Source organism: Streptomyces sp. NPDC026522, from assembly GCF_055567555.1.
In genome coordinates this window covers 326,256-353,254 of record NZ_JBVHQF010000005.1, presented here as the reverse complement: position 1 = coordinate 353,254, position 26,999 = coordinate 326,256, and the positions used below count along the sequence as shown (strand labels likewise).

The window sequence follows — 26,999 nt, the reverse complement described above, 5'->3', positions numbered from 1 at the left end:
ATGGGCGAGCAGCACGCAGTGAAGTTCCCGCAGGAGGTCCTCGACGAGTACGCGGCCCTGGGCGTCGACCTGCCCGCCCTGTTCTCGGCGGGCGACCTCGGCGAGCGCATGGACATCCGCATCCTGGAGGCCTCGGCCGACCGCGTGGTGGGCACCATGCCCGTCAAGGGCAACACCCAGCCCTACGGACTCCTGCACGGCGGCGCCTCCGCCGTCCTCGCGGAGACCCTCGGCTCGGTCGGCGCGATGATGCACGGCGGCATCAACAAGATCGCCGTCGGCGTCGACCTGAACTGCACCCACCACCGCGGCATCCGCTCCGGCCTGGTCACCGGCGTCGCCACCCCCGTCCACAAGGGCCGCTCCACCACCACCTTCGAGATCGTCATCACCGACGACCAGGACAAGCGCGTCTGCACGGCCCGCCTCACCTGCCTCCTGCGCGACACGAACTCGTAACCCCCGTTCCGCCGACAGCAGTTGTGCTGCCACCGGCGCCGGTCTAGCGTTCCCGCCATGGGATCCGGACCGGCGCCGCGGCGCGCCACCGCCGCCTGCGCGGCGACCGCACTCCTGAGCACCGCACTCCTCGGCTGCGCCACCGCCACCCGCACGGGCCAGCCCTCCCCCAACGCCACCCCGCCCGCGCAACTGTGCGCCGCCCTCATCACCCGCTGGGCCGCGATCATCCTCGACGGCGGCGAAGGACGCGACCCCGTCAGCCTCGACTACCAGGCGATGGGCCTGTCCGGCGGGCAGAACGACATCCTGCGCGCCGTCGTCGAAGACGCCCGCGCCGAGCAACGCACCCACGGCCGGGAAGCCGCCCGGGAACTCACCGCCCGGGAGGCCGGGCGCCGTTGCGCCGAACGCTACCGCTCCGGCACTCCGACCGGCGGGCCCTGGCAGTGAGCGGCGGCATCGGCCCCGTCGAGCCCGGCGAGGGCACCTCGGGCGAGGAGCTCCCGCGTACGCGGCCCCGTGGACCGGCAGCTGCCCGGATCCACTCCCGTTACCGGGGCAGCCGCCGTACGGCCATCGCCCTCACGGCCCTGGCCTGCGCCGCCGCACTTGCGGTCGCGGGCGTCCACCAGTACGCCGGGCGCCCCCGGCCCGCGCCGCAGACACCGGCGGCGCCCTCCCAGAGCGTCTCCTTCAGCTACGGCGAACCCGTGGACACCCCCGCGCCGGACCTGGCGTTCACGTTCACTGTGCGTGTGCGCAGCGAGTCCGTCCGGCCCGTCTCGGTGGAACGGATCAGCCAGCCCTCGCAGGCACTGAGCGTAGTGATCCAGTCGGCGCTGCCCGTCGTCGTGGCCAGGGGGGAGCTCCGCGAGCTCGTGATCGGCATTCACGTCGAAGACTGCGTGCATGTGGCACGGAATTCGGGGCTACCTTTCCTCGACGTAACCCTCAGTAATGATTTCGGGAAAGAGGAGCACAGTTACATCCCGGGTGACCGTTATGCCAGGGATCTCTCCGCCGCTCTGACCAGGGCCTGTCCCGAAGATCGAGACAGCCGGACCCCCGCGCCGTCATGACCAAAACGCCCCAGAGGCCTGGAACGACAGGACTCAAACCGCCGGACAGTCCTGCACCATCTCACCATCCGGACGGCACGAACCGGCCGGAATTCCCCCCTTCCACCCTCAGGGGTCCGGTATGTATTACGCCGTGGCATAACAAGAGAGTCACATCATTGGCCTGAGCCCTCCATAACGTCCGAAGTCCCGCTTAGAGTCACCGCCAGTTACCGCGACCACCGGATTCCATTCAGTTCGGTTCCGCGCGTTCGACTCGACGCGTCCCAGGGGGGACGCGGCGCCAGGAAAGGACTGATCGTGCGTCATCGTCAGCTCATCGCCGTGACGGCCGCCCTCGCCGCAGGCGCTCTCACTCTCACCGCCTGTGGTTCGCGCAACGACAAGGCCGGCTCCACCGGTGACGGTGGCAACACCACGGTCGTCATAGGCGTCGACGCCCCGCTGACCGGCGACCTCTCCGCCCTCGGCCTCGGCATCAAGAACTCCGCCGACCTCGCCGCCAAGCAGGCCAACGAGAAGAAGTACGTCAAGGGCGTCACCTTCAAGATCCAGGCCCTCGACGACCAGGCCCAGGCCTCCTCCGGCCAGCAGAACGCCACCAAGCTCACCGCCGACAAGGACGTCCTCGGCGTCGTCGGCCCCCTGAACTCCTCGGTGTCCGAGTCGATGCAGAAGGTCTTCGACGACGCCAAACTGGCCCAGATCTCCCCGGCCAACACCAGCCCCTCCCTGACCCAGGGCCCCAAGTGGGCCGAAGGCCAGAAGGTCCGCACCTACAAGAGCTACTTCCGCACCGCGACCACGGACGCCATCCAGGGTCCGTTCGCCGCGCAGTACCTCTTCAACAAGGCGGGCAAGAAGAAGGTCTTCATCATCGATGACAAGAAGACCTACGGCGCCGGCCTCGCCGGAACCTTCAAGGGCGAGTTCACCAAGCTCGGCGGCCAGGTCGTCGGCGAAGGCCACATCGACCCGGACTCCAAGGACTTCTCCGCCATCGTGACCCAGGTCAAGAGCTCCGGCGCCGACGTCGTCTACTACGGCGGCGAGTACCCGGCGGCCGGCCCGCTCAGCAAGCAGATCAAGGCCTCCGGCACCAACATCCCGCTCGTCGGCGGCGACGGCATGAAGGACAAGAAGTACGTCGAACTCGCCGGAGCCGAAGCCCAGGGCGACCTGTGCACCTCCGTCGGCGCCCCCGTCGAGACGCTGCCCTCCGCCAAGGACTTCATCGACAACTACAAGAAGGCCGGCTACAAGGACGACTACTCCGCCTACGGCGGCTACTCGTACGACTCCGCCTGGGCCGTCATCGAAGCCGTCAAGAAGGTCGTCGACGACAACAACGGCAAGCTCCCCTCGGACGCCCGCGCCAAGGTCCTCGCAGCCGTCCAGGGCGTCAACTTCGACGGCGTGACCGGCAAGGTCTCCTTCGACGAATTCGGCGACGCCACCAACAAGCAGCTGACCGTCTACAAGGTCGACGGCGACGACTTCAAGACCGTCGAGTCCGGCACCCTCGGCAGCTGACCTCCCTCCGCTAGCTCGCTAGCAGCTCACCCCCTCACCAGCCGCGCGGGGCGCGCACACAGCGCCCCGCGCGGTGTCACATCCGTCGAAAGACTCGGAGGACCTGCGGTGCACGAACTGCCGCAACAGCTGGTCAACGGCCTGCTACTGGGATCCATGTACGGGCTCGTCGCCATCGGCTACACGATGGTCTATGGCATCGTCCAGCTCATCAACTTCGCGCATGGCGAGATCTTCATGACCGGAGGCTTCGGAGCCCTCACGGTCTGGCTGATGCTCCCCACCGGCACCACCATGTGGATCGCGCTGCCGCTCATGCTCATAGGCGCGGTCATCGTCGCCACCACCATCGCCGTCGGAGCCGAACGCTTCGCCTACCGGCCCCTGCGCAACGCGCCCCGGCTCGCCCCGCTCATCACCGCCATCGGCCTCTCCATCGTCCTCCAGCAGGCGGTATGGGCCTGGTACCCCGACGCGAAGTCCTCCGTAGTCTTCCCCCAGATCCCCGGCGGCGCCTTCCACCTCGGCAGCATCACCATCCAGACCGGTGACGTCTTCCTCCTCATCGCCGCCCCCATCTCCATGGCCTTCCTCGGGTTCTTCGTCAAGAAGACCCGCACCGGCCGCGGCATGCAGGCAACCGCCCAGGACCCCGACACCGCCAAGCTCATGGGCATCAACACCGACCGCATCATCACGGTCGCGTTCGCCCTCGGCGCCGCCTTCGCCGCCGTCGGCGCAGTCGCCTACGGCCTCAAGTACGGCGAAGTCAACTACCGCATGGGCTTCATCCTCGGCCTCAAGGCCTTCACCGCCGCCGTCCTCGGCGGCATCGGGAACATCTACGGCGCCATGATCGGCGGCCTGGTCCTCGGCCTCGCCGAGACCCTCACCACCGCCTACATCGCCGACGTCCCCGGCATGAGCCAGCTCGGCGGCCAGTCCTGGGGCAACACCTGGGCGTTCGTACTCCTCATCCTCGTGCTCCTCCTGCGGCCCCAGGGCCTGCTGGGCGAGCGCGTGGCGGACAGGGCGTGAGAACCATGACGACCATCACCGCGGACACCGCGAAGACCACCGCAGCCCACACCGGCTTCATCGCGATCCCCGAGAAGACGGCCCGCCTCCTCGCCACCGCCGGCGGCGTCCTCACCATCCTCTCCTGCTTCATGTCCTGGACCTGGACCGCAGCCTTCCCCGGAGACCTCACCGTCTACGGCTACCCCGGCGGCCTCCAGTGGCTCGTCCTCATCGGCGGCGCCCTCACCACCCTCTTCGGCCTCGCCTCCTACGGAGTCAAAGGCCTCGGCTGGCTCGCCCCCGCAGGCGCCGACGCGGCCCTCAAACTCGCCGCACTCGCCGCCTTCGCCACCGCCTGGTACACGGTCATCACCATCACCGTCACCCTCGGCGGCGTCGTCAACCTCGAACCCGGCGGCTACATCGTGGCCGTGGTCACCCTCCTCGCCCTGACCGGCGCACTCGCACTCCCCTTCGAGCGCCCCGTCCTGGACGCACCGGACCCCGACGACACCCCCTGGGAACAGCGCAAGCACCACCTCGGCAACACCTGGACGACCGTCAAGGCCGCCCTCGCCAACCACACCCCGCGCCCCGCGCGCGCCCTCCCGGCCTGGGCCGAGATCCTGCTGATCGCGGCCGTCCTCGCCATCACCCTCGGAGTCTTCACCTACGGCATCACCACGCCGTACCAGGAACTCTTCCTCGGCTTCCTCATCACCGCAGGCTTCGGCTTCGCCGCCCTCAACAAGGCCGGCCTCCTCGCCCGCTTCACCGCCCTCACCACCAAGCACCGCAACGTCGCCCTCGTCGGCGCCTTCGCCGCGGCCGCCGCCTTCCCCCTCACCCAGACCGACGACCAGTACGCGACCCTCGGCGTCAACATCCTCATCTTCGCCACCGTCGCCCTCGGCCTGAACATCGTCGTCGGCCTCACCGGCCTCCTCGACCTCGGCTACGTCGCCTTCCTCGGCGTCGGCGCCTACACCGCGGCCCTGGTCTCCGGCTCCCCCAACTCCCCCTTCGGAGTACACCTCCCCTTCTGGGCCGCCATCCTCCTCGGCGCCGCCGCCTCCATGGTCTTCGGCGTCCTCATCGGCGCCCCGACCCTGCGCCTGCGCGGCGACTACCTCGCCATCGTCACCCTGGGCTTCGGAGAGATCTTCCGGATCTCCATGAACAACCTCGACGGCGTCTCCGGCCCCGACCTCACCAACGGGCCCAACGGCATCGCCGGCGTACCCAACGTCGACCTCTTCGGCTTCGACTTCGGCGCCAACCACACCATCGCCGGATTCACCGTCGGCCGCTTCGCCAACTACTTCCTGCTGATGCTCCTGGTCACCCTCATCGTGATCATGGTCTTCCGGCGCAGCGCCGAATCCCGCATCGGCCGCGCCTGGGTCGCCATCCGCGAAGACGAAACCGCCGCCGAAGCCATGGGCATCAACGGCTTCCGCGTAAAGCTCGTCGCCTTCGCCCTCGGCGCCACCCTCGCCGGCCTCGCCGGAGCCGTACAGGCCCACGTGAACTACACCGTCACCCCGGACCAGTACGTCTTCGCCAACGCCGTCCCCCCGAACTCGGCATTCCTCCTCGCCGCGGTCGTCCTGGGCGGCATGGGCACCATCTCCGGCCCCCTCGTCGGCGGCGCCCTCCTCTTCATGATCCCCAACAAGCTCCAGTTCCTGGGCGAATACCAGCTCCTCGTCTTCGGCATCGCGCTCGTCATCCTCATGCGCCTGCGCCCCGAAGGCCTCATCCCCAACCGGCGCAACCAGCTCGAACTCCACGCGGACCTCGAAGCGCCCACAGTCCTCGGCAAGACAGGGGTCTGACCCATGACGACGACCACCACGGCAACCGCCGAGACCGTCCTCGACGCCCGCGGCGTCACCATGCGATTCGGCGGCCTCACCGCCGTCAAGAACGTCGACCTCACCGTCCGCAGCGGCGAGATCGTCGGCCTCATCGGCCCCAACGGCGCCGGCAAGACCACCTTCTTCAACTGCCTCACCGGCCTCTACATCCCCACCGAGGGCGAAGTCCGGTACAAGGGCACGGTCCTGCCCCCCAAGTCGTACAAGGTCACCGCCGCCGGCATCGCCCGCACCTTCCAGAACATCCGTCTCTTCAACAACATGACGGTCCTGGAAAACGTGCTCGTCGGCCGGCACACCCGCACCAAGGAAGGCCTCTGGGCGGCCCTCCTGCGCCTGCCCAGTTTCGGCCGCGCCGAAGAAGCCAGCCGCGAGAAGGCCATGGAACTCCTGGAGTTCATCGGCCTGGCCCACAAGGCCGAACACCTCGCCCGCAACCTCCCGTACGGCGAGCAGCGCAAGCTGGAGATCGCCCGCGCCCTCGCCAGCGACCCCGGCCTCATCCTCCTGGACGAGCCCACCGCCGGCATGAACCCGCAGGAGACCCGGACCACCGAAGAACTCATCTTCGCCATCCGGGACAAGGGCATCGCCGTTCTCGTCATCGAGCACGACATGCGCTTCATCTTCAACCTCTGCGACCGCGTCGCCTGCCTCGTCCAGGGCGAAAAGCTCATCGAAGGCACCGCTACCGAGGTCCAGAGCGACGAACGCGTCGTCGCCGCCTACCTCGGCGAACCCTTCGAAGGCGCCCCCGGCGCCGAGGAGCTCGCGGAGGTCGAAGCCGCCGAGGCCACCGAGGCTCCGGAAGCACCCGAGGCCACGGAGGCCACGGAAACTCCCGAGACCACGGAGGCTCCCGAGGCGGAGGCCGCCCAGGACGCCGAAGCCACGGAGGCGCACAGCACCACCAGCACGGACGGAGAAGCCAAGTGACCGCACTCCTCGAGGTCGAGGACCTCCGCGTCGCCTACGGCAAGATCGAAGCCGTCAAAGGCATCTCCTTCAGCGTCGACGAAGGCGAGATCGTCACCCTCATCGGCACCAACGGCGCCGGCAAGACCACGACCCTCCGCACCCTCTCCGGCCTGATCAAACCGCGCGGCGGCCAGATCAAGTTCCAGGGCAAGTCGCTCAAGAAGGTCGCCGCGCACGACATCGTCGCGCTCGGCCTCGCCCACTCCCCCGAGGGGCGGCACATCTTCCCGCGCATGACGATCGAGGACAACCTCCTCCTCGGCGCCTTCCTGCGCAGCGACAAAGACGGCATCCAGAAGGACGTCCAGCGCGCCTACGACCTCTTCCCCATCCTGGGAGAGCGCCGCAAGCAGGCCGCCGGCACCCTCTCGGGCGGCGAACAGCAGATGCTCGCCATGGGCCGCGCGCTCATGTCCCGGCCGAAGCTGCTCATGCTGGACGAGCCGTCGATGGGCCTCTCGCCGCTCATGATGCAGAAGATCATGGCGACGATCGCCGAACTCAAGTCCCAGGGCACGACCATCCTGCTGGTCGAGCAGAACGCCCAGGCGGCGCTCTCGCTCGCCGACCAGGGCCACGTCATGGAGATCGGCAAGGTCGTCCTGTCCGGCCCCGGCCGCGAACTCCTCGTCAACGAGGACGTCCGCAAGGCCTACCTCGGCGAGGACTGACCCGCCCGCTGTACACGCGTGAGGCCCGCCACCGGATTCCGGTGGCGGGCCTCACGCATGCTCCGCGCCCTACTTGGCGGCGTTCTTCTTCTCCTCGGCGTCCTCGATGACCGCCTCGGCGACCTGCTGCATGGACATGCGGCGGTCCATGGAGGTCTTCTGGATCCACCGGAACGCGGCCGGCTCGGTCAGCCCGTACTGGGTCTGCAGGATGCTCTTCGCCCGGTCCACCAGCTTGCGGGTCTCCAGCCGCAGCGAGAGGTCCGCGACCTCCTTCTCCAGCGCCCGCAACTCCGCGAAACGCGACACGGCCATCTCGATGGCCGGGACGACGTCGCTCTTGCTGAACGGCTTCACCAGGTACGCCATGGCCCCGGCGTCACGGGCCCGCTCCACGAGGTCGCGCTGCGAGAACGCGGTCAGCATCAGGACCGGGGCGATGGACTCCTCCGCGATCTTCTCGGCGGCGGAGATCCCGTCGAGGACCGGCATCTTCACGTCGAGGATCACCAGGTCGGGCCGGTGCTCGCGGGCCAGCTCGACGGCCGTCTGCCCGTCCCCGGCCTCGCCGACGACGGCGTAGCCCTCCTCTTCGAGCATCTCTTTGAGGTCGAGACGGATGAGCGCCTCGTCCTCGGCGATGACGACGCGGGTCGTCAGCGGCGGAACGTGCGACTGGTCGGCGTCGGGCGTGGGCGTCGACTCGTGCTCGGCGGTCACGGGGTGCTCCTCGTTGCGGGGCGATTCAGCTCCCATGAGCCTACCTAGCTCCTGTATGTTTGTGACACGGAGGGTCTTCGGTATCCTTCGTTTCGAAGGAGCCCCGGTAGCCCAGCGGTAGAGGCGATGGATTCAAAACCCATTCAGCGTCGGTTCGAATCCGACCCGGGGTACTTCTCCTTTAATTTGAAGGTCACCATCCCATTTGGGGATCTTCACTCGTCACGGTGAACGCGTCTTCGAATAGCGGGCCGCCGGACGAATAGCGACGAAGCTCCCGCGAGTGGAGCACAATCCTTCGATTCGCGAACAAGCGGTCCCACCTACTCCGCCGGGGCGAGACAAACCGGGCGGTGGCCGAACATTTCGGAATACCCCGCGGCACCATTGGCTGGTGGCGATACGAGGACCGGAGACGCCGGGGCGAGACCTACACCCAGCCGACCGACTGTCCCAAGTGCGCGGGCCGCCAAGTCGATCAGCGCGCGTACGCCTACCTCTTGGGCCTGTACCTCGGCGACGGCCACATCATCTCGAAGTACAAGCAGCACCACCTGTCCGTCTTCTGCGACGCCTCATGGACCGGGCTCATCGACGCAGCCGGGGAAGCCATGCACCTGGTCATGGCCATGCCCCGCACGAGCCGCCGCCACAAGAAGGGGTGCGTGGAGGTCAAGTCCTACACGCGCCACTGGCTGTGCCTGTTCCCGCAGCACGGCCCCGGCAAGAAGCACGACCGGCGGATCGTGCTCGAAGACTGGCAGCAGGAGATCGTCGACGCCCACCCCTGGGAGTTCCTGCGGGGGCTGATCCACTCCGACGGGTGCCGGGTCACCAACTGGACCGTTCGGAACGGGAAGCGGTACGAGTATCCGCGGTACTTCTTCACCAACAAGTCGGACGACATCCGCGGGCTCTGTACGGACACCCTGGCCAAGGTCGGGGTCCAGTGGACGGTCCTCGCGCGCGGCAGTGACCCCTTCAACGTCTCCATCGCCCGCAAGGCGTCGGTGGCCCTGATGGACGCGCACATCGGGCCCAAGCACTAGGACAGGTGGACCGCCACGCCGCAGAGGCCCAGGCCGGTTTCGGCGGCTGTGCGCCAGACGCGGAGGGGACCCTCGAGGACGGTCTCCTCGTCGTTCGCGTAGTCCAGCCAGTCCCGGCCCTCGGGCGGGGTGAAGGTCAGGGCCCGCTCCACCTGGGGGAGGTGTTGGCGGACCTGGGCGGAGGTGAGGAGGAAGTTGCCGCACCAGCCCGGGAGGAGGCTCGCCCGGGCCGGTCCGATGGTGTGGAAGAGGGATGCCACCGCGTACTGCTTGGAGTGGACGGAGATGAAGATGCCGTCCCGGTCCTGGCCTGCCCAGACGTCGTCGACGACGTAGAAGGCCGGGTCCGCGGTGCCGTCGCAGACGGCGTCGACGTGCTGGCCCGGGGCGGTGAGGTCGTGGACGGAGTCGGTCGCGGCGTTGTCCGCCTCGGACCAGGTTCGTTGCCATTGGCGCCAGCGGCGTCGGGCTTCGGGGTGGCTGCTGTCGGCGTGCATGGCGGGCAGCAGGCGGGGGGTGAGTGCGGCTATGGCGTCGTCGGTGTGGCTGCTGATGGCCCAAGCGCTGGTGAAGCCCATGGGTGGACGGTAGCGGCGGGGTCTGACAGCAGGAGGGTCAGGGGAGGTCGGCGTTGCCGCCGAGGTTGGCGACCATGCGGCGGAGGGTGTCGATGGTGGCGGCGTAGGTGGGGGTGTCGATGCCCTGGCGGATGCGGGTGTGGACGGCCGCGTTGCGGTCGTGGGCGCGCAGGCGGCCGGCTTCGCCTTCGACGGTGAGGGCGAGTGCGCCGTTGGCGGTGGTGAGCCAGCCTCGGGTGGTGAGGTCGTCGTAGACGGCTTCGAAGTCGGTGTTCTGGTCGTCGAAGCGGGTGAGTTTTCCGGTGAGGGCGGTTCTGGTCCAGGCGCCGGGGGCGCCGGCCACGTGGTTGAGGATCCACCAGTGGGGTTGGGTGAGGTCCTCTTCGGCGAGGGCGGTGCGCAGGCCGGAGATGACGAGGTTGGCGGTTTCGCGGCTCCAGTAGCCGATGGCTTGGGCGGCGAGTTGTTCTTGGGGGTAGGGCTTGAAGTCCATGCGGAGAAGGTAGGACCTCAAGTTAGCTTGAGGTCAAGTCTCCTGGCGTTCTCCGGGGGGCGGGGAGAATCGGTGCGGCCCGGCGAAGCGAGGGAGTGGGCAGTGCAGTTGCGGGACGTGGAACTCGGCGATGTCGGTGCTTACGTGAGGATGCGGTGCGATCCCGCGATGATGGCGGATCTGGGTGGGCCCTTGCCTCGTGCGGGCATGGAGGAGAAGGTCGAGCGGGATGTCCGTAGGGCGGCGGCGGATCTCGACTGGATCAAGATGATCGTTCCGGATCCGGCCGTGCCGGCGGTGGTGGCGGGCTCGGTGACCTTGTGGTCCCACGACTCGGAGGACGGTCCGGTGTCGGAGATCGGCTGGATGGTCCTGCCGGAGTTCCAGGGGCGGGGGCTGGGCAAGCGGGCCGTTCGCAGCGTGTTGGAGCGGGCGCGGGAGGAGGATCGCTGGGGGTTGGTGCACGCGTTTCCGGCGGTGGGCAACGGTGCTTCGAACGGTATCTGCCGGTCTCTTGGTTTCCGGCTCCTCGCCGCGCGTGAGGTGGTGTTCGCGGGGCGGGTGCTGGCGGCCAACCATTGGGCCGTCGATCCGCCTACCGATCTGGTGTGACGGTGTCCCGCCGGGAGCGGGTGCTCCCGGCGGGACGGCGTGCGCGGGCGGCCCCGGTCTCGTCAGCTGACGGCGTCGCCGATGTGGTGGACGCGGACCAGGTTGGTGGAGCCGGTGACGCCGGGGGGTGAGCCGGCGGTGATGACGACGATGTCGCCGGGTACGCAGCGGCCGATCCGCAGGAGTTCTTCTTCGACTTGGTCGACCATGGCGTCGGTGGAGTCGACGTGGGGGCCGAGGAAGGTTTCCACGCCCCAGGTGAGGTTGAGCTGGGAGCGGGTGGCGGGGTCGGGGGTGAAGGCGAGGAGGGGGATGGGTGAGCGGTAGCGGGAGAGCCGGCGGACGGTGTCTCCGCTCTGGGTGAAGGCGACGAGGAATTTGGCGCCGAGGAAGTCGCCCATTTCGGCTGCGGCGCGGGCGACGGCGCCGCCTTGGGTGCGGGGCTTGCTGTGTTCGGTGAGGGGCGGCAGGCCTTTGGCGAGGATGTCTTCTTCGGCGGCTTCGACGATGCGGGCCATGGTGCGTACGGTTTCGACGGGGTATTTGCCGACGCTGGTTTCGCCGGAGAGCATGACGGCGTCGGTTCCGTCGATGACGGCGTTGGCGACGTCGGAGGCTTCGGCGCGGGTGGGCCGGGAGTTCTCGATCATCGAGTCGAGCATTTGGGTGGCGACGATGACGGGTTTGGCGTTGCGCTTGGCGAGTTTGATGGCGCGCTTTTGCACGATGGGGACTTGTTCGAGGGGCATTTCGACGCCGAGGTCGCCGCGGGCGACCATGATGCCGTCGAAGGCGGCGACGATGTCGTCGATGCTGTCGACCGCCTGCGGCTTTTCGATCTTGGCGATGACGGGGAGGCGGCGGCCTTCTTCGTCCATGACGCGGTGGACGTCTTCGATGTCGCGGCCGCTGCGGACGAAGGAGAGGGCGATGATGTCGGCGCCAGCGCGCAGGGCCCAGCGGAGGTCGTCGATGTCTTTTTCGGAGAGGGCGGGTACGGAGACGGCGACGCCGGGGAGGTTGAGTCCCTTGTGGTCGGAGACCATGCCGCCTTCGATGACGAGGGTCTGGACGCGGGGGCCGTCGATGCCGGTGACCTGGAGGGTGACGCGGCCGTCGTCGACGAGGATGCGTTCGCCGGTGGCGACGTCTGCGGCGAGGCCTTTGTAGGTGGTGCCGCAGGTGTGGCGGTCGCCTTCGTGGTCTTCGACGGTGATGGTGAATTCGTCACCGCGTTCAAGGAGTACGGGTCCTTCGCGGAAGCGGCCGAGTCGGATCTTCGGGCCTTGAAGGTCGGCGAGGATGCCGACGCTGCGGCCGGTCTCGTCGGAGGCCTTGCGTACGCGCTGGTAGCGCTCCTCGTGTTCGGCGTAGGTGCCGTGGCTGAGGTTGAGGCGGGCGATGTCCATTCCGGCTTCGACCAGGGCTTTGATCTGGTCGTACGAGTCGGTGGCGGGTCCCAGGGTACAAACGATTTTCGCTCGGCGCATGGAGCGAGCGTATGCCCCTACCAGGGAGTAGGAAATTGGTTCCGGGTGTCCACTCAACAACCTTTGGGCAAAAGGTTGTTGACATTTGTTGAATGTGCGTGGGGGTGCTCCGATGAGCACCCCCGGGCGGCGTGCGGAGGGGCTTTTCAGAGCTGCGGCGGGGTCATGGTGAAGCGGGCGTTGACCTGGGCGTAGACGGTCTGGCGCTGGGGTTCGAGGTCGAGGGGCGGGGCGCCGGCGTCTTCGGCGGGGGCGCCGTAGGCCATGGTGCGCATGCCGGAGCCGGGGGCGGCGGGGAAGGGGGTGGCGTTCTCGGCGCCGAGGTCGGCGAGTTCGACGAGGGCGGCGAGGCGGGCACCGAGGGCTTCGGCGTATTCGCGGGCGCGCTGGACGGCTTCGAGTACGGCTTGGCGGCGGGCCTGGCCGTGGGCGGGTGAGGTGGGGCGCAGGGCCCACCAGGGGCCGTCGACGCGGGTGAGTTCGAGGTCGGCGAGGCGGGTGGTGAGTTCGCCGAGGGTGGTGAAGTCGTTGAGTTCGGCGGTGATGTGGACGCGGCCGTGGTAGGCGCGGACGCGTTCGGCGCGGCCGTGGCGGGTGAGTTCGGGGGTGATGGAGAAGGCGCCGGTTTCGAGTTTTTCGACGGGGTCGCCGTAGCTCTTGATGAGGTCGAGTACGGCGTTGTTGCGGCGGGTGAGGTCTTCGAGGGCGGTGCGCCGGTCGGTGCCGCGGGCGTTGACGGTGATTCCGATGCGGGCGATCTCGGGGTCGACTTCGATACGGGCTTCGCCACGGACGGCGACGCGCGGGACTTCGGGGGTTCCGTAGGGCTGGTGCGTGGGGTCCTGGGTCATGGCTTCACTCTCGCACTGCTGCTCGTACGAGTGTGGTCATCGGATCGAAACCTGTTGGGGGTGTTGTGCCTTGTTACCTGTGGGTCAGAATCTACGCGCGTTGCCTGTACTTCTGAACAGCGCCTCAAAAGGGGAGATGGCATGGCGTTCGACCGCAGGACATTTCTGGGTACTTCGGCTGCGACGGGTGCGGCCGTGGCGTTGGCGGGGGCCACGAGCACCCCGGCCGCGGCCGCGGTGAGCGGGCGGCCGGAGCAGGGGCCGGCGCCGCGGACGTACTCGTTCACGGTGATGGGGACGACCGACCTGCACGGGAACGTCTTCAACTGGGACTACTTCACGGACAAGGAGTTCGACGACAAGGCACACAACGACGTCGGTCTGGCGAAGATCTCCACGCTGGTGGAGCAGGTGCGGGCGGCGAAGGGGCGGTGCAACACGCTGCTGATCGATGCCGGTGACACGATCCAGGGCACGCAGCTGGCGTACTACTACGCGAAGGTGGATCCGATCACGGCGCGGCGCGGGCCGGTGCATCCGATGGCGCAGGCGATGAACGCGATCGGGTACGACGCGGCGGCGCTGGGCAACCACGAGTTCAACTACGGCATTCCGGTGCTGCGCAAGTTCCAGGAGCAGTGCCGTTTCCCGCTGCTGGGGGCGAACGCGCTGGACGCGAAGACGTTGCAGCCGGCGTTCCCGCCGTACAGCATCCACCGGCTGCGGACTCCACACGGGCGGGATGTGAAGGTGGCGGTGCTGGGGCTGACGAACCCGGGGATCGCGATCTGGGACAAGGCGAACGTGCAGGGGAAGATGACGTTCCCGGGGCTGGAGGAGCAGGCGGCGAAGTACGTGCCGCGGCTGCGTTCGATGGGTGCCGATGTGGTGATCGTGTCGGCGCATTCGGGGTCGAGCGGTACGTCGAGCTACGGGGACCAGCTGCCGTACGTGGAGAACGCGGCCGGGCTGGTGGCGGAGCAGGTGGCGGGGATCGACGCGGTCCTGGTGGGTCACGCGCACACGGAGATCCCCGAGTACCGGGTGCGGAACAAGGCGACGGGCAAGGACGTGGTGCTGTCGGAGCCGTTGAAGTGGGGGCAGCGGCTGACGCTGTTCGACTTCGAGCTGGTGTGGGAGCGGGGCCGGTGGTCGGTGGCGAAGGTCGCGGCGCAGGTGCTGAACTCGAACACGGCGGTGGAGGATCCGAAGATCACGCGGTTGTTGTCGGACGAGCACCGCAAGGTCGTCGCGTACGTCAACCAGGTGATCGGCACGTCGGTGCGGGCGATGGATTCGGCGGACGGGCCGGTGAAGGACGTCCCGATCATCGACTTGATCAACCATGTGCAGGCGGAGACGGTGAAGGCGGCGCTGGCGGGCACGCAGTGGGCGGCGCTGCCGGTGTTGTCCCAGGCTTCGTGTTTCTCGCGGACGGCGTCGATTCCGGCGGGCCAGGTGACGATCAAGGACGCGGCGGGGCTGTACCCGTTCGAGAACACCCTTGAGGCGCGGCTGCTGACCGGCGCGCAGTTGAAGGACTACCTGGAGTACTCGGCGAGGTACTACGTGCGTACCGCTCCGGGTGATGTGGTGGATCCGGCGAAGCTGACGAACTCCGAGGGTGTCCCGGACTACAACTACGACGCGGTGTACGGGCTGGCGTACGACATCGACATCGCGCAACCGGTGGGGTCCCGGATCACGGGGTTGTCCTTCCAGGGGAAGGCGGTGGATCCGGCGGCGCGGTTCGTGTTCGCGGTGAACAACTACCGGGCCTCGGGCGGGGGGAACTTCCCGCACGTCCCGCAGGCCGAGCAGTTGTGGTCGAACTCGGAGGAGATCCGCAACACGATCATCCAGTGGGTGAAGGCGAAGGGGACGGTCGATCCGGCGTCCTTCGCTTCGGTGGACTGGCGGCTGACGCGGGCCGGGGTGCCGGTCTTCGCGTAGTCGCCGCTCGTCCCGGTTGCCGTCAGGGGTGTTCGACCAGCGGGAGCAGTTCGCTCGTGGGGTGGGGGCGGGCGTGTTCCCGCTGGTCGAGGCCGAAGGTGGTGAAGGCGGTGCGGGTGGGCTGGGGGTAGGGCTCTTTGCCGGTGAGGGTGTTGAGGATGGCGGCACTGCGCCAGGCGGCGAGGCCGAGGTCGGGGGCTCCGACGCCGTGGGTGTGGCGTTCGCCGTTCTGGACGTAGATGCTGCCGGTGATGCTGGGGTCGAGGATCATCCGGTAGCGGTCGTCGATGCGGGGGCGGCCGGCGGAGTCCTTGCGGAGGTAGGGGTCGAGGCCGGCGAGGAGGCTGGTGAGGGGGCGTTCGCGGTAGCCGGTGGCGAGGACGACGGCGTCGGTGGTGAGGCGGGAGCGGGTGTTCTGCTGGGTGTGTTCGAGGTGGAGTTCGACCTTGGTGGTGGCGACGCGGCCTGCGGTGCGGACGCTGACGCCGGGGGTGAGGACGGCGTCGGGCCAGCCGCCGTGGAGGGTGCGGCGGTAGAGCTCTTGGTGGATGGCGGCGATGGTGTCGGTGTCGATGCCTTTGTGGAGTTGCCACTGGGCGGGGACGAGCTGGTCGCGGACGGGCTCGGGGAGGGAGTGGAAGTAGTGGGTGTAGTCGGGGGTGAAGTGTTCCAGGCCGAGCTTGGAGTACTCCATGGGGGCGAAGGCGGGGGTGCGGGCGAGCCAGGTGAGGCGTTCGCGGCCGGCGGGGCGGGCGCGGAGCAGGTCGAGGAAGACTTCGGCCCCGGACTGGCCTGAGCCGATGACGGTGACGTGTTCGGCGCCGAGGACGCGTTCGCGGTTGTCGAGGTAGTCGCAGGAGTGGATGACGGGGACGGTGGGGGCTTCGGCGAGGGGGCGCAGGGGTTCGGGGACGAAGGGGGCGGTGCCGATGCCGAGGACGAGGTTGCGGCTGTAGCTGCGGCCGAGGGCTTCGGCTTCGCCGTCGGTGTCGAGCTGGGTGAAGTCGACTTCGAAGAGGTCGCGTTCGGGGTTCCAGCGGACGGCGTCGACCTGGTGGCCGAAGTGGAGTCCGGGGAGGCGGTCGGCGACCCAGCGGCAGTAGGCGTCGTATTCGGTGCGCTGGATGTGGAACTGCTCGGCGAAGTAGAAGGGGAAGAGCCGTTCCTTGTGCCGGAGGTAGTTGAGGAAGCTCCAGGGGCTGGTGGGGTCGGCGAGGGTGACGAGGTCGGCGAGGAAGGGGACTTGGAGGGTGGCTCCGTCGATGAGGAGTCCGGGGTGCCAGCGGAAGTCCCGGCGCTGGTCGTAGAAGGCGGTGGCGAGTTCGCCGGTGCCCTGCCGGGGCAGGCCGTGGGCGAGGGCCGCGAGGGAGAGGTTGAAGGGGCCGATGCCGATTCCTACGAGGTCATGGGGTGCGTCGGGCTGCGCGGTCATCGGTGGGTGCTGCCTTCCGGGAGGGGGACGGGGGCGGGGACAGGAGGGTGAGGAGGTGGTGCAGGTCCTGCGCGGTGGTGTGGGGGTTGAGCAGGGTGGCTTTGAGCCAGAGCCGGCCGTCGGCGGTGGCGCGGCCGAGTACGGCGCTGCCGTCGAGGAGGTGGGTGCGGCGCAGGGCCGCGAGCTGGTCGTCGTCCGTGGGGGTGGGGCGGAAGAGGACCGTGCTGATGGTGGGGGGCGAGTGGAGCTCGAAGCGGGGGTGGGCATCGAGGAGTTCGGCGAGCCGGTGGGCCGCGGCGCAGGTGAGGTCGATGAGCTGGGCGAGTCCGTCGCGGCCGAGTGAGCGCAGGGTGGTGGCGATCTTGAGGGCGTCGGGGCGGCGGGTGGTGCGCAGGGAGCGGCCGAGGAGGTCGGGCAGCCCGGCTTCGGTGTCGTCGGTGGCGTTGAGGTAGTCGGCCTGGTGGGCGAGGGGGGCCAGCAGGGCGGTGTCGGGAACGGCGAGGAGTCCTGCGGCGACGGGTTGCCAGCCGAGTTTGTGCAGGTCGAGGGTGAGGGAGTGGGCGCGGGAGAGGCCGGCGACCTTGGCGCGGTGGCGGGGGCTGAGGGCGAGGAGGCCGCCGTAGGCGGCGTCGATGTGGAGGTCGGCGCCGTGCTGGTGGCAGAGGTCGGCGAGGGGGCCGAGGGGGTCGATGAGGCCGGCGTCGGTGGTGCCCGCGGTGGCGGCGACGAGTACGGGGCCGGTGGCGCGGGTGAGGGCTTCGGCGAGGCGGTCGGGGTCGAGTGTGCCGGTGGGGGTGGGCAGGGCGATGGCGGGGGGCAGTCCGAGGAGCCATGCGGAGCGGGGAATGGAGTGGTGGGCGTTGGCTCCGTGCAGGACGGTGAGGCGGGGGCCGTGGCGTTCGCGGGCCAGCAGCAGGGCGAGCTGGTTGGCTTCGGTGCCGCCGGTGGTGACGAGGGCGTCGGCGCGGGGGGTGCCGTAGAACTCGGCGGCGAGGGTGCGGGTGAGGAGCGCTTCGACGGCGGAGGCGGCGGGGGCCTGGTCCCAGGAGTCGAGGGAGGGGTTGAGGGCGCTGGCGGCGAGGTCCGCGGCGGCGGCGACGGCCAGCGGCGGGCAGTGCAGGTGTGCGGCGCACAGCGGGTCGGCGGGGTCGGCGGCGCCGGCGGCGAGGGTGTGGACGAGGGTGCGCAGGGCTTCGTGGTCGCCGGTGCCGTGGGCGGGGAGTACGTCGCCCAGGGCGGCCCGGACGCGGGCGGTGACGGTTGCGGGTCCGCCGGCGGGGAGGGGTCCGCCGCGCTCCCGGGATCCGGTGCGCAGCGCGTCGAGGACGGTGTCGAGGAGGGGCCGCAGTGCGTCGGCGCCGCCGGGACCGCCGGCGAGCGGGGGCGGCGGCGGCGGGGTGCCGGGCGGGCTGGTCATCCGGGGTGTCCTTAACGAAGGCTGGTCGGGGACAGCCTGGTCCCCGCCCAGCACAACGATCAGACCCGAATGGGGTAACCGCCGGGGTTTGTCTGATTGCCCCGTGGGGGTGGGGTGTACGTCCGCGCGTTCGACCGGGGCCCTGCGGGGCGGTGTCCCCCGGGCGGGGCTGGGGCGGCTCCTCGCATGCGCCGACGCCGGCCGGCCAGTGCCGGGGTCGGCCGCCCCTCGCGGACGGCGGCCCAGTGCGGTGCCACCGGCAAACGGCGTCGGCCGGCGGCACCGGGTTGGCAGCCCCGCGCCGGTCGTGCCAGCCGGGGGCGGCGGCCCGGAGCGTCGAGCGGCGCCAGCCGGCAGGCGCGGGCAGTCGTCCGGCACGGGTCGGCCGACTCCGGCGGCCGGCCAGTGCCGGACGTCCCGCGCCGGTCAGACCCCCGGGGGCGGGGCAGCGGTGCGGTACGTGCAGCGGCAGCGGAATCGGCGGTCAGCCGGGACCGGCGGCCGTCGACAGCCAGCCCCTCCCGGGCGGCCCAGAGCGTGCCGCAGCACTGGCCGGCCGACGCATGCGGCCGGCCAGTGCCGGACATCCCACGCCGGACAGACCCCCGGGGCGGGGCAGCGGCGCGGTACGTGCGGCGGCAGCGGAATCGGCGGTCAGCCGGGACCGGCGGCCGTCGACAGCCAGCCCCTCCCGGGCAGCCCAGAACGTGCCGCAGCACTGGCCGGCCGACGCATGCGGCCGGCCAGTGCCGGACGTCCCGCGCCGGTCAGACCCCCGGGGCGGGGCAGCGGCGCGGTACGTGCGACGGCAGCGGCGGCCCAGGGGCGGTGGCCCTGCGCGTGCAGCGGAGCCAGCCGGGGGCCCTGCGCCGGTCGGGCCGCCCGGGCAGGGGCGCCCGGGCGGGCGGGCCGGTCAGGCCGGGGGGCGGATGCGGAGGGCGCGGGCGAGGTCGTCGAGTTGGTCGATGAGCTTGCGGCGCAGCAGCGGGATCAGGTCGGGGTCTTCGAGGCAGGCCCGGCCGGCCCGGAGATTGGCCTCGTCCACGGCGTGGGCGGGGAAGGCCCAGCGGCCGGCGGCGTCGCCGATGGCGGGGCCGCGGCGGGCCGCGACGGCCACCGCCTCCGGGTAGTAGCGGGGGACGTAGTCCTGGACGAGGTCGGCCTGTTCGGGCTGCCAGAAACCCTGGGCGGTGGCGCTGAACAGGTAGTTGGACAGGGAGTCGTCGTGGAAGAGCCGGTTCCAGGCGGCTTCCTTGGCCTCGGCGGTCGGCAGCGCGGCGCGGCAGCGCGCGGCGCCTTCCTCGCCGGTGGCGGTGGGGTCGGCGGCGAGGGCGGCGGCGATCTCGTCCTCCCCGACGGCGCCGAGTACCGCGAGCCGGGCGAGGATGCGCCAGCGCAGCTCGGGGTCGAGTTCGGGGCCGCCGGGCACGGTGCCGTCGGCCAGCCAGGTGGCGAGGGTGTCGGGCTGGGTGGCGCTGTCGATGCGCACGCGTACGGCGGCCAGGCGCAGTCCGGGGTCGGAGCCGTCCTCGGTGCGGCGCAGCAGGGCGCGGGCGGTGTCGGTAATGGTGGCGAGGGCGGTGGTGCGCTGCCGGGGGGCGACGTAGCGGGCGGCGATGTGGGTCCGGGCGAAGGCGAGTACGCCTTGGACGACGGCCAGGTCCTGCTCGTCGGGGAGGTGGGCGCGGGCGGTGTCCAGGTAGGCCTGGGGCGCGAGTTCGCCGTCGCGGACCATGTCGCGCAGCGAGTTCCAGACGACGGCGCGGGTGAGCGGGTCGGGCAGGGCGGACAGGTCGCGCAGGGCGGTTTCGACGGAGGTGGCGTCGAGGCGGACCTTGGCGTAGCTGAGGTCGCCGTCGTTGAGGACGATCAGGGCGGGGCGCGGGCCGCTGACGGAGAGGACCTCGTCGGTGGGGACGTCGAGGCTGAGGCGTTCGCGCAGTTCGAGGCCGCCGCCGGCCGGGTCGCGGTCGTAGAGGCCGACGCCGATGTGGTGGGGGCGGCTGCCGTGGTGGTCGACGGTGAGGGTCCAGCCGGCGGTGTCCTCCTCGACGCGGGGGCTGAGGGTGTCGATGCCGGTGGTGCGCAGCCATACGTCGGCCCAGGCGTGGACGTCGCGTTCGGTGTGGGCGGCGAGGGAGTCGACGAAGTCGGCGAGGGAGGCGTTGGCGAACTTGTGGCGGGTGAAGTGGGTGTTGATGCCGGCGAGGAAGTCCTTCTCGCCGAGCCAGGCCACGAGCTGGCGCAGTGCGGAGGCGCCCTTGGCGTAGGAGATGCCGTCGAAGTTGAGGAGGGCGGAGGCGGTGTCGGGGACGGCGTCGGGGGCGACGGGGTGGGTGGAGGGCCGCTGGTCGGCGTCGTAGCCCCAGGGCTTGCGTTCCATGCCGAATTCGGTCCAGGTGCCGGTGAAGCGGGTGGCTTCGACGAGGGTCTGGTAGCCCATGTACTCGGCGAAGGACTCGTTCAGCCAGATGTCGTCCCACCAGCGCAGGGTGACGAGGTCGCCGAACCACATGTGGGCCATCTCGTGGGCGATGACCATGGCGCGGCGCTGGCGTTCGGTGTCGGTGACGGCGGAGCGGAAGATGAATTCGTCGCGGAAGGTGACGAGGCCGGGGTTCTCCATGGCGCCCGCGTTGAACTCGGGGACGAAGGCCTGGTCGTAGGAGTCGAAGGGGTACGGCTCGGCGAACTTCTCGTGGTAGCGGTCGAAGCAGTCCTTGGTGACGGACAGGATCTCCTCGGCGTCCGCGTCGAGGTAGGGGGCCAGGGAGCGCCGGCAGTGGATGGCGAAGGGCAGTCCGGCGTGGTCGGTGCGGACGCTGTGCCAGGGGCCGGCGGCGACGGCGGCGAGGTAGGTGGAGATGACGGGGGTGGGGGCGGAGGTCCAGATGCCGGCGCCGTCGGTGTCGCGGTCGCCGGTGCGGGTGGTGATGCCGTTGGCGAGGACGTACCAGTGGGAGGGGGCGGTGACGGTGAACTCGAAGACGGCCTTGAGGTCGGGCTGGTCGAAGGCGGGGAAGACGCGTTGGACGTCGTCCATGAACATCTGGGTGTAGACGTACGTCTCCCCGTCCTCGGGGTCGGTGAAGCGGTGCAGGCCCTCGCCGGTGCGGGAGTAGCGCATGCGGGTGGCGACGCGCAGTTCGTGGGGGCCTTCGGTGAGGCCGGTGAGCGGGAGGCGGCTGCCGGTGAGGGTGGCGGGGTCGAGGGGGCGGCCGTCGAGCTCGGCGGAGCGCAGTTCGTCGGGTTTCAGCTCCAGGAACGTGTCTCCGGCGGTACGGGCGCTGAACCGGATGACGGTCGCGGAGTCGAAGGTCTCGTCGCCGGTGGTGAGGTCGAGGGAGACGGCGTAGTGGTGGACGTCGAGGAGCTGGGCTCGGAGCTGCGCTTCGTCGCGCGTCAGTGCGGATGCCATGGGGCCCATGCTGCCGGATCCGGCGGCCGGGCCCCAGGGGTGCGGGGGGCCGGGGATCTCCGGCCCTGGTCCGCCGGGCGCCCGCTACTCTTCGCCCGCGGCGATCGTCTCGTGGTGGCGGATGACCTCGGCGATGATGAAGTTGAGGAGTTTCTCCGCGAAGGCCGGGTCGAGTTTGGCGTTCTCGGCGAGCTGGCGCAGGCGGGCGATCTGGCTGGCCTCGCGGCTCGGGTCCGCGGGGGGCAGCTGGTGGCGGGCCTTGAGGTGGCCGACCTGCTGGGTGCACTTGAAGCGCTCGGCGAGCATGTGGACCACGGCCGCGTCGATGTTGTCGATGCTGTCCCGCAGGCGGGCCAGTTCGGCGGTGACGTCCTCGCCGGTCGTCTCGCCGCTCTCGTCGATGTCGCTGGTGTTCATGGTTCCCGAGAATACGTGGCGCGGGCGGCTTCCCGGCTGGTCGGCCGGACAGTGAGACGGCCGGTCCGGGCGGGGTGGCGTGGGGACGGCCGGGCCCGGGCGGGCGTACGCGGACGGGCCCGGGCGGTGGCGGCCGGGATGCGGGCGGTGACGGCGGGGATGCGGGCGGTGACGGCGCGCGGTGACCGACGGCCCGGGCGGCGACCGACGGCCCGGCGTGGGCGGTGACTGACGGCCTGGCGCGGGCGGTGACCGGCCGGTGCCCCGGCCTTCCGGTGCGTGGCGGGCCGGAAGGCCGGGGGCGGCGTCAGAGGCCGGCGGCCGCCGCCCGGATGTCCGCGGCGAAGGTGGAGACCTCGGAGTAGACGCCGGGGTAGCCGGGCCGGGCGCAGCCCTGGCCCCAGCTGACGATGCCGACCTGGATCCAGGCGTTGGTGTCGTCGCGGCGGAACATCGGGCCGCCGGAGTCGCCCTGGCAGGTGTCGACGCCGCCCTGGTCGTAGCCGGCGCAGATCTCGTCACCGGGGACGAGGTCGCTGCCGTACGCGCTCTGGCAGGCGGCGTCGGAGACGAACGGGACGGTGGCCTTGAGCAGGTAGCGCTGCTGGCTGCCGCCTTCGCGGGCGGCGCCCCAGCCCGCGATGGTGAAGGTGCCGTTGTCGTAGGCCTTGGTGTCGGCGATCTTGAGGGTGGGCAGGTTGATGGGTTTGGCGAGCTTGATGAGTGCCCAGTCCTTGCCGGAGCCGTTGTAGCCCGGGGCCTGGAGCACCTTGGTGGACTTGACCTTGATGGCGCTGGTGCTGTTGAGGTCGACGACCCCGGCGGTGGCGGTGATGGAGGTGTTGTTGCCGGAGCCGTTCACGCAGTGGGCGGCGGTGAGGACGATCTGCTGGGTGTAGAGGGCGCCGCCGCAGCCCATGGAGAGGCGGACCATGAACGGGAACTCGCCCTGCGCGGCCCGCGTTCCACCGACGACGGGGGTCGGTGAGGCGGTGGCGGATCCGGGCTGGAGGCTGACGGCCGCGAGGGCGACCGCGCCGACGGCCAGGGTGCGCTTGAGGAGGGTGGCAAGGGTGGACACAGTCGACACGCTGCCTTTCGTGGGGGGTTGGGCCGTGCGCGTCACGGGGGATGACGCGTCCATGACACAACGCGCCTCGCGGGGCGACAAGAACGTGTTTTCGGACAACTTCCGCGAGTCGCTCCGGTGACTGCGGCGAGGAGGCCGGCATGACGGAGAACGGCAGGCACAGCAGCCCCGTCGCCCACGGATTTCCGCATCTGGAAACGGTGCGCAGGGCGATCACGGCGCTGTTCCGGCGGCTCTCGTACGAGGGGATCCTGGCCTACGGAGCGAGCCTCGCCCCCGCCGACGCGGCCTTCGGCGACGACGACGACCTCTACCTCGGCGCGCACCGGGTGGCTTCCGCGGTGGTGCGCGCGCTGCGGCTGCCCGACGCCCGGATGGTGGTCGCCTTCCGGGCGATGGCGGAGGCGGCCGCCGTGGAGCTGACGGCCGGACCCGAGTACTTCGTCGAGGTGAACGACCGCTTCCGCACCCATCGCCGCGACCTGGCGGCCGCCCTGGCCCACGAGGCGGCCCACGTACTGCTGCACCGGCTGGACCTGCGTTTCCCCACCACCGCCGAGAACGAGATCCTCACCGACACCGCGGCCGCCTACCTCGGGGCGGGCTGGCTGCTGCTCGACGCCTACCGCGAGGACGCCCTCACCCACCAGAAGCTCGGCTACCTCACCCCCGAGGAGTTCGGCTACGTCCTCGCCAAGCGCGGCCGGCTGCTCGGCGAGGACCCCTCCACCTGGTTCACCAGCCCCCAGGCCTACGAGGCGTACGTGCGCGGTCGCGCGCTCGCCGACCGGGACCACCGCCGGCCCCCGCTGGCGGCCGCGCCCTGGTCCGAACGCCGCCGCTACGCCCGCGACCGCCGGGCGGGCACGGCCGCGCCGCAGGCCCCGTACCGCTTCGAGGACCCGGGCGCGGGGCGGCGGGTGAGCTTCGCCTGCCCGGTCTGCGCCCAGTGGCTGCGGCTCCCGGCCGGCCGCGGCTCCTTCACCGCGCGGTGCGGCCTGTGCCGTACCGAGCTCGACGTGGACACCTGAGCGGCAGGGCCGCGGCCGGCCGGGAGCCGCGGGGCGTCAGTACCGGAAGAAGCCGGTGGCGAGGCGCTGGAACTCCTCGGCGGCCTCGCTGTGGACCAGGTGGCCGCAGCGGGGGAAGACGTGGAGCCGGGCATCGGGGATGGTCCCGAGCGCGACGAACGCCCCGTCGAGCGGGGCGACGCGGTCCTCGCGGCCCCAGGTCAGCAGCACCGGGCAGCTGATGCGGTGGGCCTCGCGCCACAGCTGCGCGCCCTCGGGCCACTTGGCGAACGAGGCGGCCATCCGGGCGCTGCCGAGCCTGGCGCGCTCCTCGGTGGCCCGGGCGAAGCGCTCCTCGACAAGTGCCTCGGTGACGCGCGAGGGGTCGTGCACGAGGGTGGTGAGGAGGGTCCGCAGCTGCTCGCGGGTCGGTTCCGGCGTCCGGCCGAACTCGATGAGCTCGCGCAGGCCCTCGCTGGGCGTCGGGGAGAGGAGGCTGAGGGAGATCCCCGCGGGGGCGCTGAGCAGCAGTTTGGCCGCGCGTTCGGGGTGGTCGACGGCGATCCGGACGGCGGCGCCGCCGCCGAGCGAGGTGCCGAGGAAGTGTGCCCGGGATATGGCCAGTTCGTCCATGAGGGCGATGACGGCGCGGGCGCTGTAGGAGAAGTAGTCCCGGTCGGGTTCGGGCAGGTCGGAGCGGCCGTAGCCGGGCTGGTCGATGACCAGGGTGCGGAAGTGCTCCGCGAAGTGGGGCAGGTTGGCGGCGAAGCTGCCCCAGCCGGAGGCGCCCGGGCCGCCGCCGTGCAGCAGGACGAGCGCCGGGCCGTCGGCGGGGCCGGCCTCGTGGTAGTGGAGGGTGAGCGGACCGGCCTTGGCGGTGCGGGAGGTGTTCTCGTACGAGTGAATCGGCATGACGACAGCATTGCCTATGGGATGTCGGGCCCAGGATGGTTCAGCGGGGATGCGTAGCGGGTAGTCATATCCCAACGCACGCACGAAGCTTCCGGACCCGACCCCTCGCCAGGGGGCCGGGCCCGGGGTGTTTCCGGACCTTTCCTCCTGCCCGGTTGCCCCGCCCGCTCGGCCCTATTCCCCGGTGCCGCGGACCGCTTCCTGCTCCGCTTCATTCCCCCGCGCCGCCCCATTCCCGCCCGCTCGGCCCTATTCAGCCGCGCCGTAGACCGCTCCCGGCGCCGTCGACCTCGCCAGCAGCTTCGCCGCGGCCTCGCCCGCCTCCGCCGGGGTCCAGCGTCCGCCGCGCTCGGCGGTCGGGCCGGGCCGCCAGCCCTCCATCACCGTGATCCGGCCCCCCTCTGCCTCGAAGACCCGCCCGGTCACCCCGGCCGAGGCCTGCGAGCCCAGCCACACCACCAGCGGCGACACGTTCTCCGGTGCCATCGCGTCGAAGCCGCCCGCGTCCGGCGCCGCCATCGCCTCCGCGAAGGTCCGTTCCGTCATCCGGGTCCGGGCGGCCGGTGCGACGGCGTTGACCTGGACCCCGTACCGGCCCATCTCGGCCGCCGCGACCAGCGTCAGCGCCAGGATCCCCGCCTTGGCGGCGCTGTAGTTGCCCTGCCCGACCGAGCCCAGCAGCCCCGCCCCGGAGGAGGTGTTGACCACCCGCGCCGCGACCGGGCGCCCCGCCTTCGCCTCGGCCCGCCAGTACGCCGCCGCGTGCTTGAGCGGCAGGAAGTGGCCCTTGAGGTGGACCCGGACCACCGCGTCCCAGTCGTCCTCGTCCAGGTTCACCAGCATCCGGTCCCGCAGGAACCCGGCGTTGTTGACCAGCGTGTCCAGCCGCCCGAACGCCGCGAGGGCGCACTCGACCAGGGAGGCCGCGCCCTCCCCCGTGGCGATGTCCCCGCCGTGGGCGACGGCCTCCCCTCCCCCGGCCTCGATCTCCGCCACGACGCGGGCGGCCGGGCTGTCGGGGCCGGGCAGCCCGTCCAGTCCCACGCCGAGGTCGTTGACCACGACCCGCGCCCCTTGCGCCGCGAAGGCCAGTGCGTGGGCCCGGCCCAGTCCCCGCCCGCTGCCCGTCACGATGACCACGCGTCCCTCGGCAAGTCCCATGTCAGCTCTCCTTGTTGGTGGTTGCCGCGTCCAGGAAGGCGGGCCGCTCCCCGCCGCCGTGCACCAGCAGGCTCGCCCCGCTCACGTACGCCGCCCGGTCGGAGGCCAGGAACACCGCCGCCGCACCGATGTCGGAGGGCTCCGCGAGCCGCCCCAGCGGGACGGTCGCGGCGACCGCCTCGACGCCCGCCGCGTCCCCGTAGTGCAGGTGCGCCAGTTCGGTCCGCACCATGCCCGGGACCAGTGAGTTCACCCGTACCTCGGGCGCCCACTCGACCGCCATGGAGCGGGCCAGGTGCTCCAGCCCCGCCTTCGCCGCCCCGTACGCGGCCGTGCCGGGCGAGGGGCGGGTGCCGCTCACGCTGCCGATCATCACGACCGAGCCGCGGGACGCCCGCAGCCACGGGTAGGCGGCGAGCGAAGCCGTCATCGGTGCCAGCAGGTTCAGCTCGACGACCCGGGCGTGCCGGGCCGCCCCGCCCTCCCCCAGCAGCCGGTACGGGGTGCCGCCCGCGTTGTTCACCAGGCAGTCCAGCCGCCCGTACTGCGCGGCGACCGTCTCGAACACCGCGTGTACGGCAGCGGCGTCGCGCAGGTCGACGGCGGTGAAGGCGGCCTGGCGGCCGCCTTCGGCAACCGGCCGCTCCGGTGGCCGGCGCGCGCAGACGACCACCCGCGCGCCGGCCGCGAGGAACGAGCGCGTGATGCCCGCGCCGACGCCCCGGGTTCCGCCGGTGACGACGACCACCCTCCCCTTGAGCTCCATCGGCTGC

Annotated in this window: 25 protein-coding genes and 1 tRNA gene; 13 read left to right on the top strand and 13 right to left on the bottom strand. The window is 70.8% G+C overall.

The features are described from left to right. The 8 genes from ACZ4M3_RS15675 (at nucleotide 1) to ACZ4M3_RS15640 (ending at nucleotide 7,623) form a co-directional block, all read left to right on the top strand. The gene (locus ACZ4M3_RS15675) at nucleotides 1-459 is read left to right on the top strand and encodes a PaaI family thioesterase (protein WP_467732807.1); all 459 of its coding nucleotides are present in this window, start codon (nucleotides 1-3) and stop codon (nucleotides 457-459) included. A gap of 57 nt (nucleotides 460-516) precedes the next feature. Continuing rightward, nucleotides 517-912 (top strand): hypothetical protein, encoded by a 396-nt coding sequence (locus tag ACZ4M3_RS15670; protein WP_467732805.1) that lies wholly within the window; start codon nucleotides 517-519, stop codon nucleotides 910-912. A gap of 260 nt (nucleotides 913-1,172) precedes the next feature. Further along, nucleotides 1,173-1,541 carry a hypothetical protein gene (locus ACZ4M3_RS15665; RefSeq protein ID WP_467732803.1) on the top strand — a complete coding sequence of 123 codons (369 nt, stop codon included), beginning with the start codon at nucleotides 1,173-1,175 and terminating at the stop codon, nucleotides 1,539-1,541. Between the two features lie 300 nt (nucleotides 1,542-1,841). Beyond that, the gene (locus ACZ4M3_RS15660) at nucleotides 1,842-3,074 is read left to right on the top strand and encodes a branched-chain amino acid ABC transporter substrate-binding protein (protein WP_467732801.1); all 1,233 of its coding nucleotides are present in this window, start codon (nucleotides 1,842-1,844) and stop codon (nucleotides 3,072-3,074) included. A gap of 108 nt (nucleotides 3,075-3,182) precedes the next feature. Then, the gene (locus ACZ4M3_RS15655) at nucleotides 3,183-4,112 is read left to right on the top strand and encodes a branched-chain amino acid ABC transporter permease (RefSeq protein ID WP_467732799.1); all 930 of its coding nucleotides are present in this window, start codon (nucleotides 3,183-3,185) and stop codon (nucleotides 4,110-4,112) included. Further along, a complete protein-coding gene (locus ACZ4M3_RS15650) occupies nucleotides 4,109-5,932 on the top strand; it encodes a branched-chain amino acid ABC transporter permease (protein ID WP_467732797.1) in 1,824 nt (607 codons plus the stop codon). The genes ACZ4M3_RS15655 and ACZ4M3_RS15650 overlap by 4 nt, the downstream gene beginning before the upstream one ends. A 3-nt stretch (nucleotides 5,933-5,935) precedes the next feature. Continuing rightward, nucleotides 5,936-6,910, top strand: coding sequence for an ABC transporter ATP-binding protein (locus tag ACZ4M3_RS15645; protein WP_467732795.1), 975 nt, complete (start codon nucleotides 5,936-5,938; stop codon nucleotides 6,908-6,910). Beyond that, nucleotides 6,907-7,623 carry an ABC transporter ATP-binding protein gene (locus ACZ4M3_RS15640; RefSeq protein WP_467732793.1) on the top strand — a complete coding sequence of 239 codons (717 nt, stop codon included), beginning with the start codon at nucleotides 6,907-6,909 and terminating at the stop codon, nucleotides 7,621-7,623. The genes ACZ4M3_RS15645 and ACZ4M3_RS15640 overlap by 4 nt, the downstream gene beginning before the upstream one ends. 69 nt (nucleotides 7,624-7,692) lie before the next feature. Here ACZ4M3_RS15640 and ACZ4M3_RS15635 read toward each other — a convergent pair whose 3' ends face one another. Next, nucleotides 7,693-8,379, bottom strand: a complete 687-nt coding sequence (locus tag ACZ4M3_RS15635; RefSeq protein WP_467732791.1) for an ANTAR domain-containing response regulator — start codon at nucleotides 8,377-8,379, stop codon at nucleotides 7,693-7,695. Between the two features lie 64 nt (nucleotides 8,380-8,443). Here ACZ4M3_RS15635 and ACZ4M3_RS15630 point away from each other — a divergent pair. Continuing rightward, nucleotides 8,444-8,516, top strand: a tRNA-Leu gene (locus tag ACZ4M3_RS15630). A 180-nt stretch (nucleotides 8,517-8,696) separates the two neighbouring features. Beyond that, the gene (locus tag ACZ4M3_RS15625) at nucleotides 8,697-9,392 is read left to right on the top strand and encodes a helix-turn-helix domain-containing protein (protein ID WP_467732789.1); all 696 of its coding nucleotides are present in this window, start codon (nucleotides 8,697-8,699) and stop codon (nucleotides 9,390-9,392) included. Here ACZ4M3_RS15625 and ACZ4M3_RS15620 read toward each other — a convergent pair. Together ACZ4M3_RS15620 and ACZ4M3_RS15615 are read right to left on the bottom strand one after the other, a co-directional pair. Beyond that, on the bottom strand, nucleotides 9,389-9,970 hold the full coding sequence (locus ACZ4M3_RS15620; protein ID WP_467732787.1) for a hypothetical protein: 582 nt from the start codon (nucleotides 9,968-9,970) through the stop codon (nucleotides 9,389-9,391). The genes ACZ4M3_RS15625 and ACZ4M3_RS15620 overlap by 4 nt on opposite strands. A gap of 37 nt (nucleotides 9,971-10,007) precedes the next feature. Continuing rightward, a complete protein-coding gene (locus tag ACZ4M3_RS15615) occupies nucleotides 10,008-10,463 on the bottom strand; it encodes a MarR family transcriptional regulator (RefSeq protein WP_467732785.1) in 456 nt (151 codons plus the stop codon). Between the two features lie 102 nt (nucleotides 10,464-10,565). On the opposite strand from ACZ4M3_RS15615, the gene ACZ4M3_RS15610 reads away from it, so the two are divergent. Next, on the top strand, nucleotides 10,566-11,075 hold the full coding sequence (locus tag ACZ4M3_RS15610; protein ID WP_467732783.1) for a GNAT family N-acetyltransferase: 510 nt from the start codon (nucleotides 10,566-10,568) through the stop codon (nucleotides 11,073-11,075). Between the two features lie 62 nt (nucleotides 11,076-11,137). Here the strand turns inward: ACZ4M3_RS15610 and pyk are convergent, their stop codons facing one another. Together pyk and ACZ4M3_RS15600 are read right to left on the bottom strand one after the other, a co-directional pair. After that, on the bottom strand, nucleotides 11,138-12,565 hold the full coding sequence (gene pyk / locus ACZ4M3_RS15605) for a pyruvate kinase (RefSeq protein ID WP_467732781.1): 1,428 nt from the start codon (nucleotides 12,563-12,565) through the stop codon (nucleotides 11,138-11,140). A gap of 146 nt (nucleotides 12,566-12,711) precedes the next feature. Next, nucleotides 12,712-13,416: an SIMPL domain-containing protein gene (locus tag ACZ4M3_RS15600; protein WP_467732779.1), complete on the bottom strand. Its 705-nt coding sequence runs from the start codon at nucleotides 13,414-13,416 to the stop codon at nucleotides 12,712-12,714. A gap of 141 nt (nucleotides 13,417-13,557) precedes the next feature. Here ACZ4M3_RS15600 and ACZ4M3_RS15595 point away from each other — a divergent pair, with 141 nt between their 5' ends. Beyond that, nucleotides 13,558-15,369: a bifunctional metallophosphatase/5'-nucleotidase gene (locus tag ACZ4M3_RS15595; RefSeq protein WP_467732777.1), complete on the top strand. Its 1,812-nt coding sequence runs from the start codon at nucleotides 13,558-13,560 to the stop codon at nucleotides 15,367-15,369. A 22-nt stretch (nucleotides 15,370-15,391) separates the two neighbouring features. Here the strand turns inward: ACZ4M3_RS15595 and ACZ4M3_RS15590 are convergent, their stop codons facing one another. From ACZ4M3_RS15590 to ACZ4M3_RS15570, 5 genes are all read right to left on the bottom strand, one after another. Next, nucleotides 15,392-16,801, bottom strand: coding sequence for a lysine N(6)-hydroxylase/L-ornithine N(5)-oxygenase family protein (locus ACZ4M3_RS15590; RefSeq protein ID WP_467732775.1), 1,410 nt, complete (start codon nucleotides 16,799-16,801; stop codon nucleotides 15,392-15,394). After that, a complete protein-coding gene (locus ACZ4M3_RS15585) occupies nucleotides 16,773-18,218 on the bottom strand; it encodes a pyridoxal phosphate-dependent decarboxylase family protein (protein WP_467732773.1) in 1,446 nt (481 codons plus the stop codon). Before ACZ4M3_RS15585 ends, ACZ4M3_RS15590 begins: the two co-directional genes overlap by 29 nt. A gap of 913 nt (nucleotides 18,219-19,131) precedes the next feature. Then, nucleotides 19,132-21,645 (bottom strand): aminopeptidase N, encoded by a 2,514-nt coding sequence (gene pepN, locus ACZ4M3_RS15580; protein ID WP_467732771.1) that lies wholly within the window; start codon nucleotides 21,643-21,645, stop codon nucleotides 19,132-19,134. Nucleotides 21,646-21,720: 75 nt separating this feature from the next. Continuing rightward, entirely contained in the window at nucleotides 21,721-22,053 is a 333-nt protein-coding gene (locus ACZ4M3_RS15575; RefSeq protein WP_467732769.1) for a chorismate mutase, read from the bottom strand. A 307-nt stretch (nucleotides 22,054-22,360) separates the two neighbouring features. Next, on the bottom strand, nucleotides 22,361-23,143 hold the full coding sequence (locus ACZ4M3_RS15570; RefSeq protein ID WP_467732767.1) for a serine protease: 783 nt from the start codon (nucleotides 23,141-23,143) through the stop codon (nucleotides 22,361-22,363). Between the two features lie 140 nt (nucleotides 23,144-23,283). Here ACZ4M3_RS15570 and ACZ4M3_RS15565 point away from each other — a divergent pair, with 140 nt between their 5' ends. Further along, nucleotides 23,284-24,174, top strand: a complete 891-nt coding sequence (locus ACZ4M3_RS15565; protein ID WP_467732765.1) for a hypothetical protein — start codon at nucleotides 23,284-23,286, stop codon at nucleotides 24,172-24,174. A gap of 36 nt (nucleotides 24,175-24,210) precedes the next feature. Here the strand turns inward: ACZ4M3_RS15565 and ACZ4M3_RS15560 are convergent, their stop codons facing one another. The 3 genes from ACZ4M3_RS15560 to ACZ4M3_RS15550 form a co-directional block, all read right to left on the bottom strand. Then, on the bottom strand, nucleotides 24,211-25,065 hold the full coding sequence (locus ACZ4M3_RS15560; protein ID WP_467732763.1) for an alpha/beta fold hydrolase: 855 nt from the start codon (nucleotides 25,063-25,065) through the stop codon (nucleotides 24,211-24,213). Nucleotides 25,066-25,314: 249 nt separating this feature from the next. Then, nucleotides 25,315-26,226 carry an SDR family oxidoreductase gene (locus tag ACZ4M3_RS15555; protein WP_467732761.1) on the bottom strand — a complete coding sequence of 304 codons (912 nt, stop codon included), beginning with the start codon at nucleotides 26,224-26,226 and terminating at the stop codon, nucleotides 25,315-25,317. A gap of 1 nt (nucleotide 26,227) precedes the next feature. Beyond that, a complete protein-coding gene (locus ACZ4M3_RS15550; RefSeq protein WP_467732759.1) occupies nucleotides 26,228-26,992 on the bottom strand; it encodes an SDR family oxidoreductase in 765 nt (254 codons plus the stop codon). Between the last annotated feature and the right edge of the window lie 7 nt (nucleotides 26,993-26,999).

Coding starts and splice junctions, on each gene's coding strand:
- ACZ4M3_RS15550 (WP_467732759.1), bottom strand. CDS start 26,992: ATGGAGCTCAAGGGGAGGGTGGTCGTCGTCACCGGCGGAACCCGGGGC.
- ACZ4M3_RS15675 (WP_467732807.1), top strand. CDS start 1: ATGGGCGAGCAGCACGCAGTGAAGTTCCCGCAGGAGGTCCTCGACGAG.
- ACZ4M3_RS15635 (WP_467732791.1), bottom strand. CDS start 8,379: ATGGGAGCTGAATCGCCCCGCAACGAGGAGCACCCCGTGACCGCCGAG.
- pyk (WP_467732781.1), bottom strand. CDS start 12,565: ATGCGCCGAGCGAAAATCGTTTGTACCCTGGGACCCGCCACCGACTCG.
- pepN (WP_467732771.1), bottom strand. CDS start 21,645: ATGGGCCCCATGGCATCCGCACTGACGCGCGACGAAGCGCAGCTCCGA.
- ACZ4M3_RS15590 (WP_467732775.1), bottom strand. CDS start 16,801: ATGACCGCGCAGCCCGACGCACCCCATGACCTCGTAGGAATCGGCATC.
- ACZ4M3_RS15560 (WP_467732763.1), bottom strand. CDS start 25,065: ATGCCGATTCACTCGTACGAGAACACCTCCCGCACCGCCAAGGCCGGT.
- ACZ4M3_RS15620 (WP_467732787.1), bottom strand. CDS start 9,970: ATGGGCTTCACCAGCGCTTGGGCCATCAGCAGCCACACCGACGACGCC.
- ACZ4M3_RS15575 (WP_467732769.1), bottom strand. CDS start 22,053: ATGAACACCAGCGACATCGACGAGAGCGGCGAGACGACCGGCGAGGAC.
- ACZ4M3_RS15555 (WP_467732761.1), bottom strand. CDS start 26,226: ATGGGACTTGCCGAGGGACGCGTGGTCATCGTGACGGGCAGCGGGCGG.
- ACZ4M3_RS15565 (WP_467732765.1), top strand. CDS start 23,284: ATGACGGAGAACGGCAGGCACAGCAGCCCCGTCGCCCACGGATTTCCG.
- ACZ4M3_RS15645 (WP_467732795.1), top strand. CDS start 5,936: ATGACGACGACCACCACGGCAACCGCCGAGACCGTCCTCGACGCCCGC.
- ACZ4M3_RS15670 (WP_467732805.1), top strand. CDS start 517: ATGGGATCCGGACCGGCGCCGCGGCGCGCCACCGCCGCCTGCGCGGCG.
- ACZ4M3_RS15600 (WP_467732779.1), bottom strand. CDS start 13,416: ATGACCCAGGACCCCACGCACCAGCCCTACGGAACCCCCGAAGTCCCG.
- ACZ4M3_RS15595 (WP_467732777.1), top strand. CDS start 13,558: ATGGCGTTCGACCGCAGGACATTTCTGGGTACTTCGGCTGCGACGGGT.
- ACZ4M3_RS15585 (WP_467732773.1), bottom strand. CDS start 18,218: ATGACCAGCCCGCCCGGCACCCCGCCGCCGCCGCCCCCGCTCGCCGGC.
- ACZ4M3_RS15615 (WP_467732785.1), bottom strand. CDS start 10,463: ATGGACTTCAAGCCCTACCCCCAAGAACAACTCGCCGCCCAAGCCATC.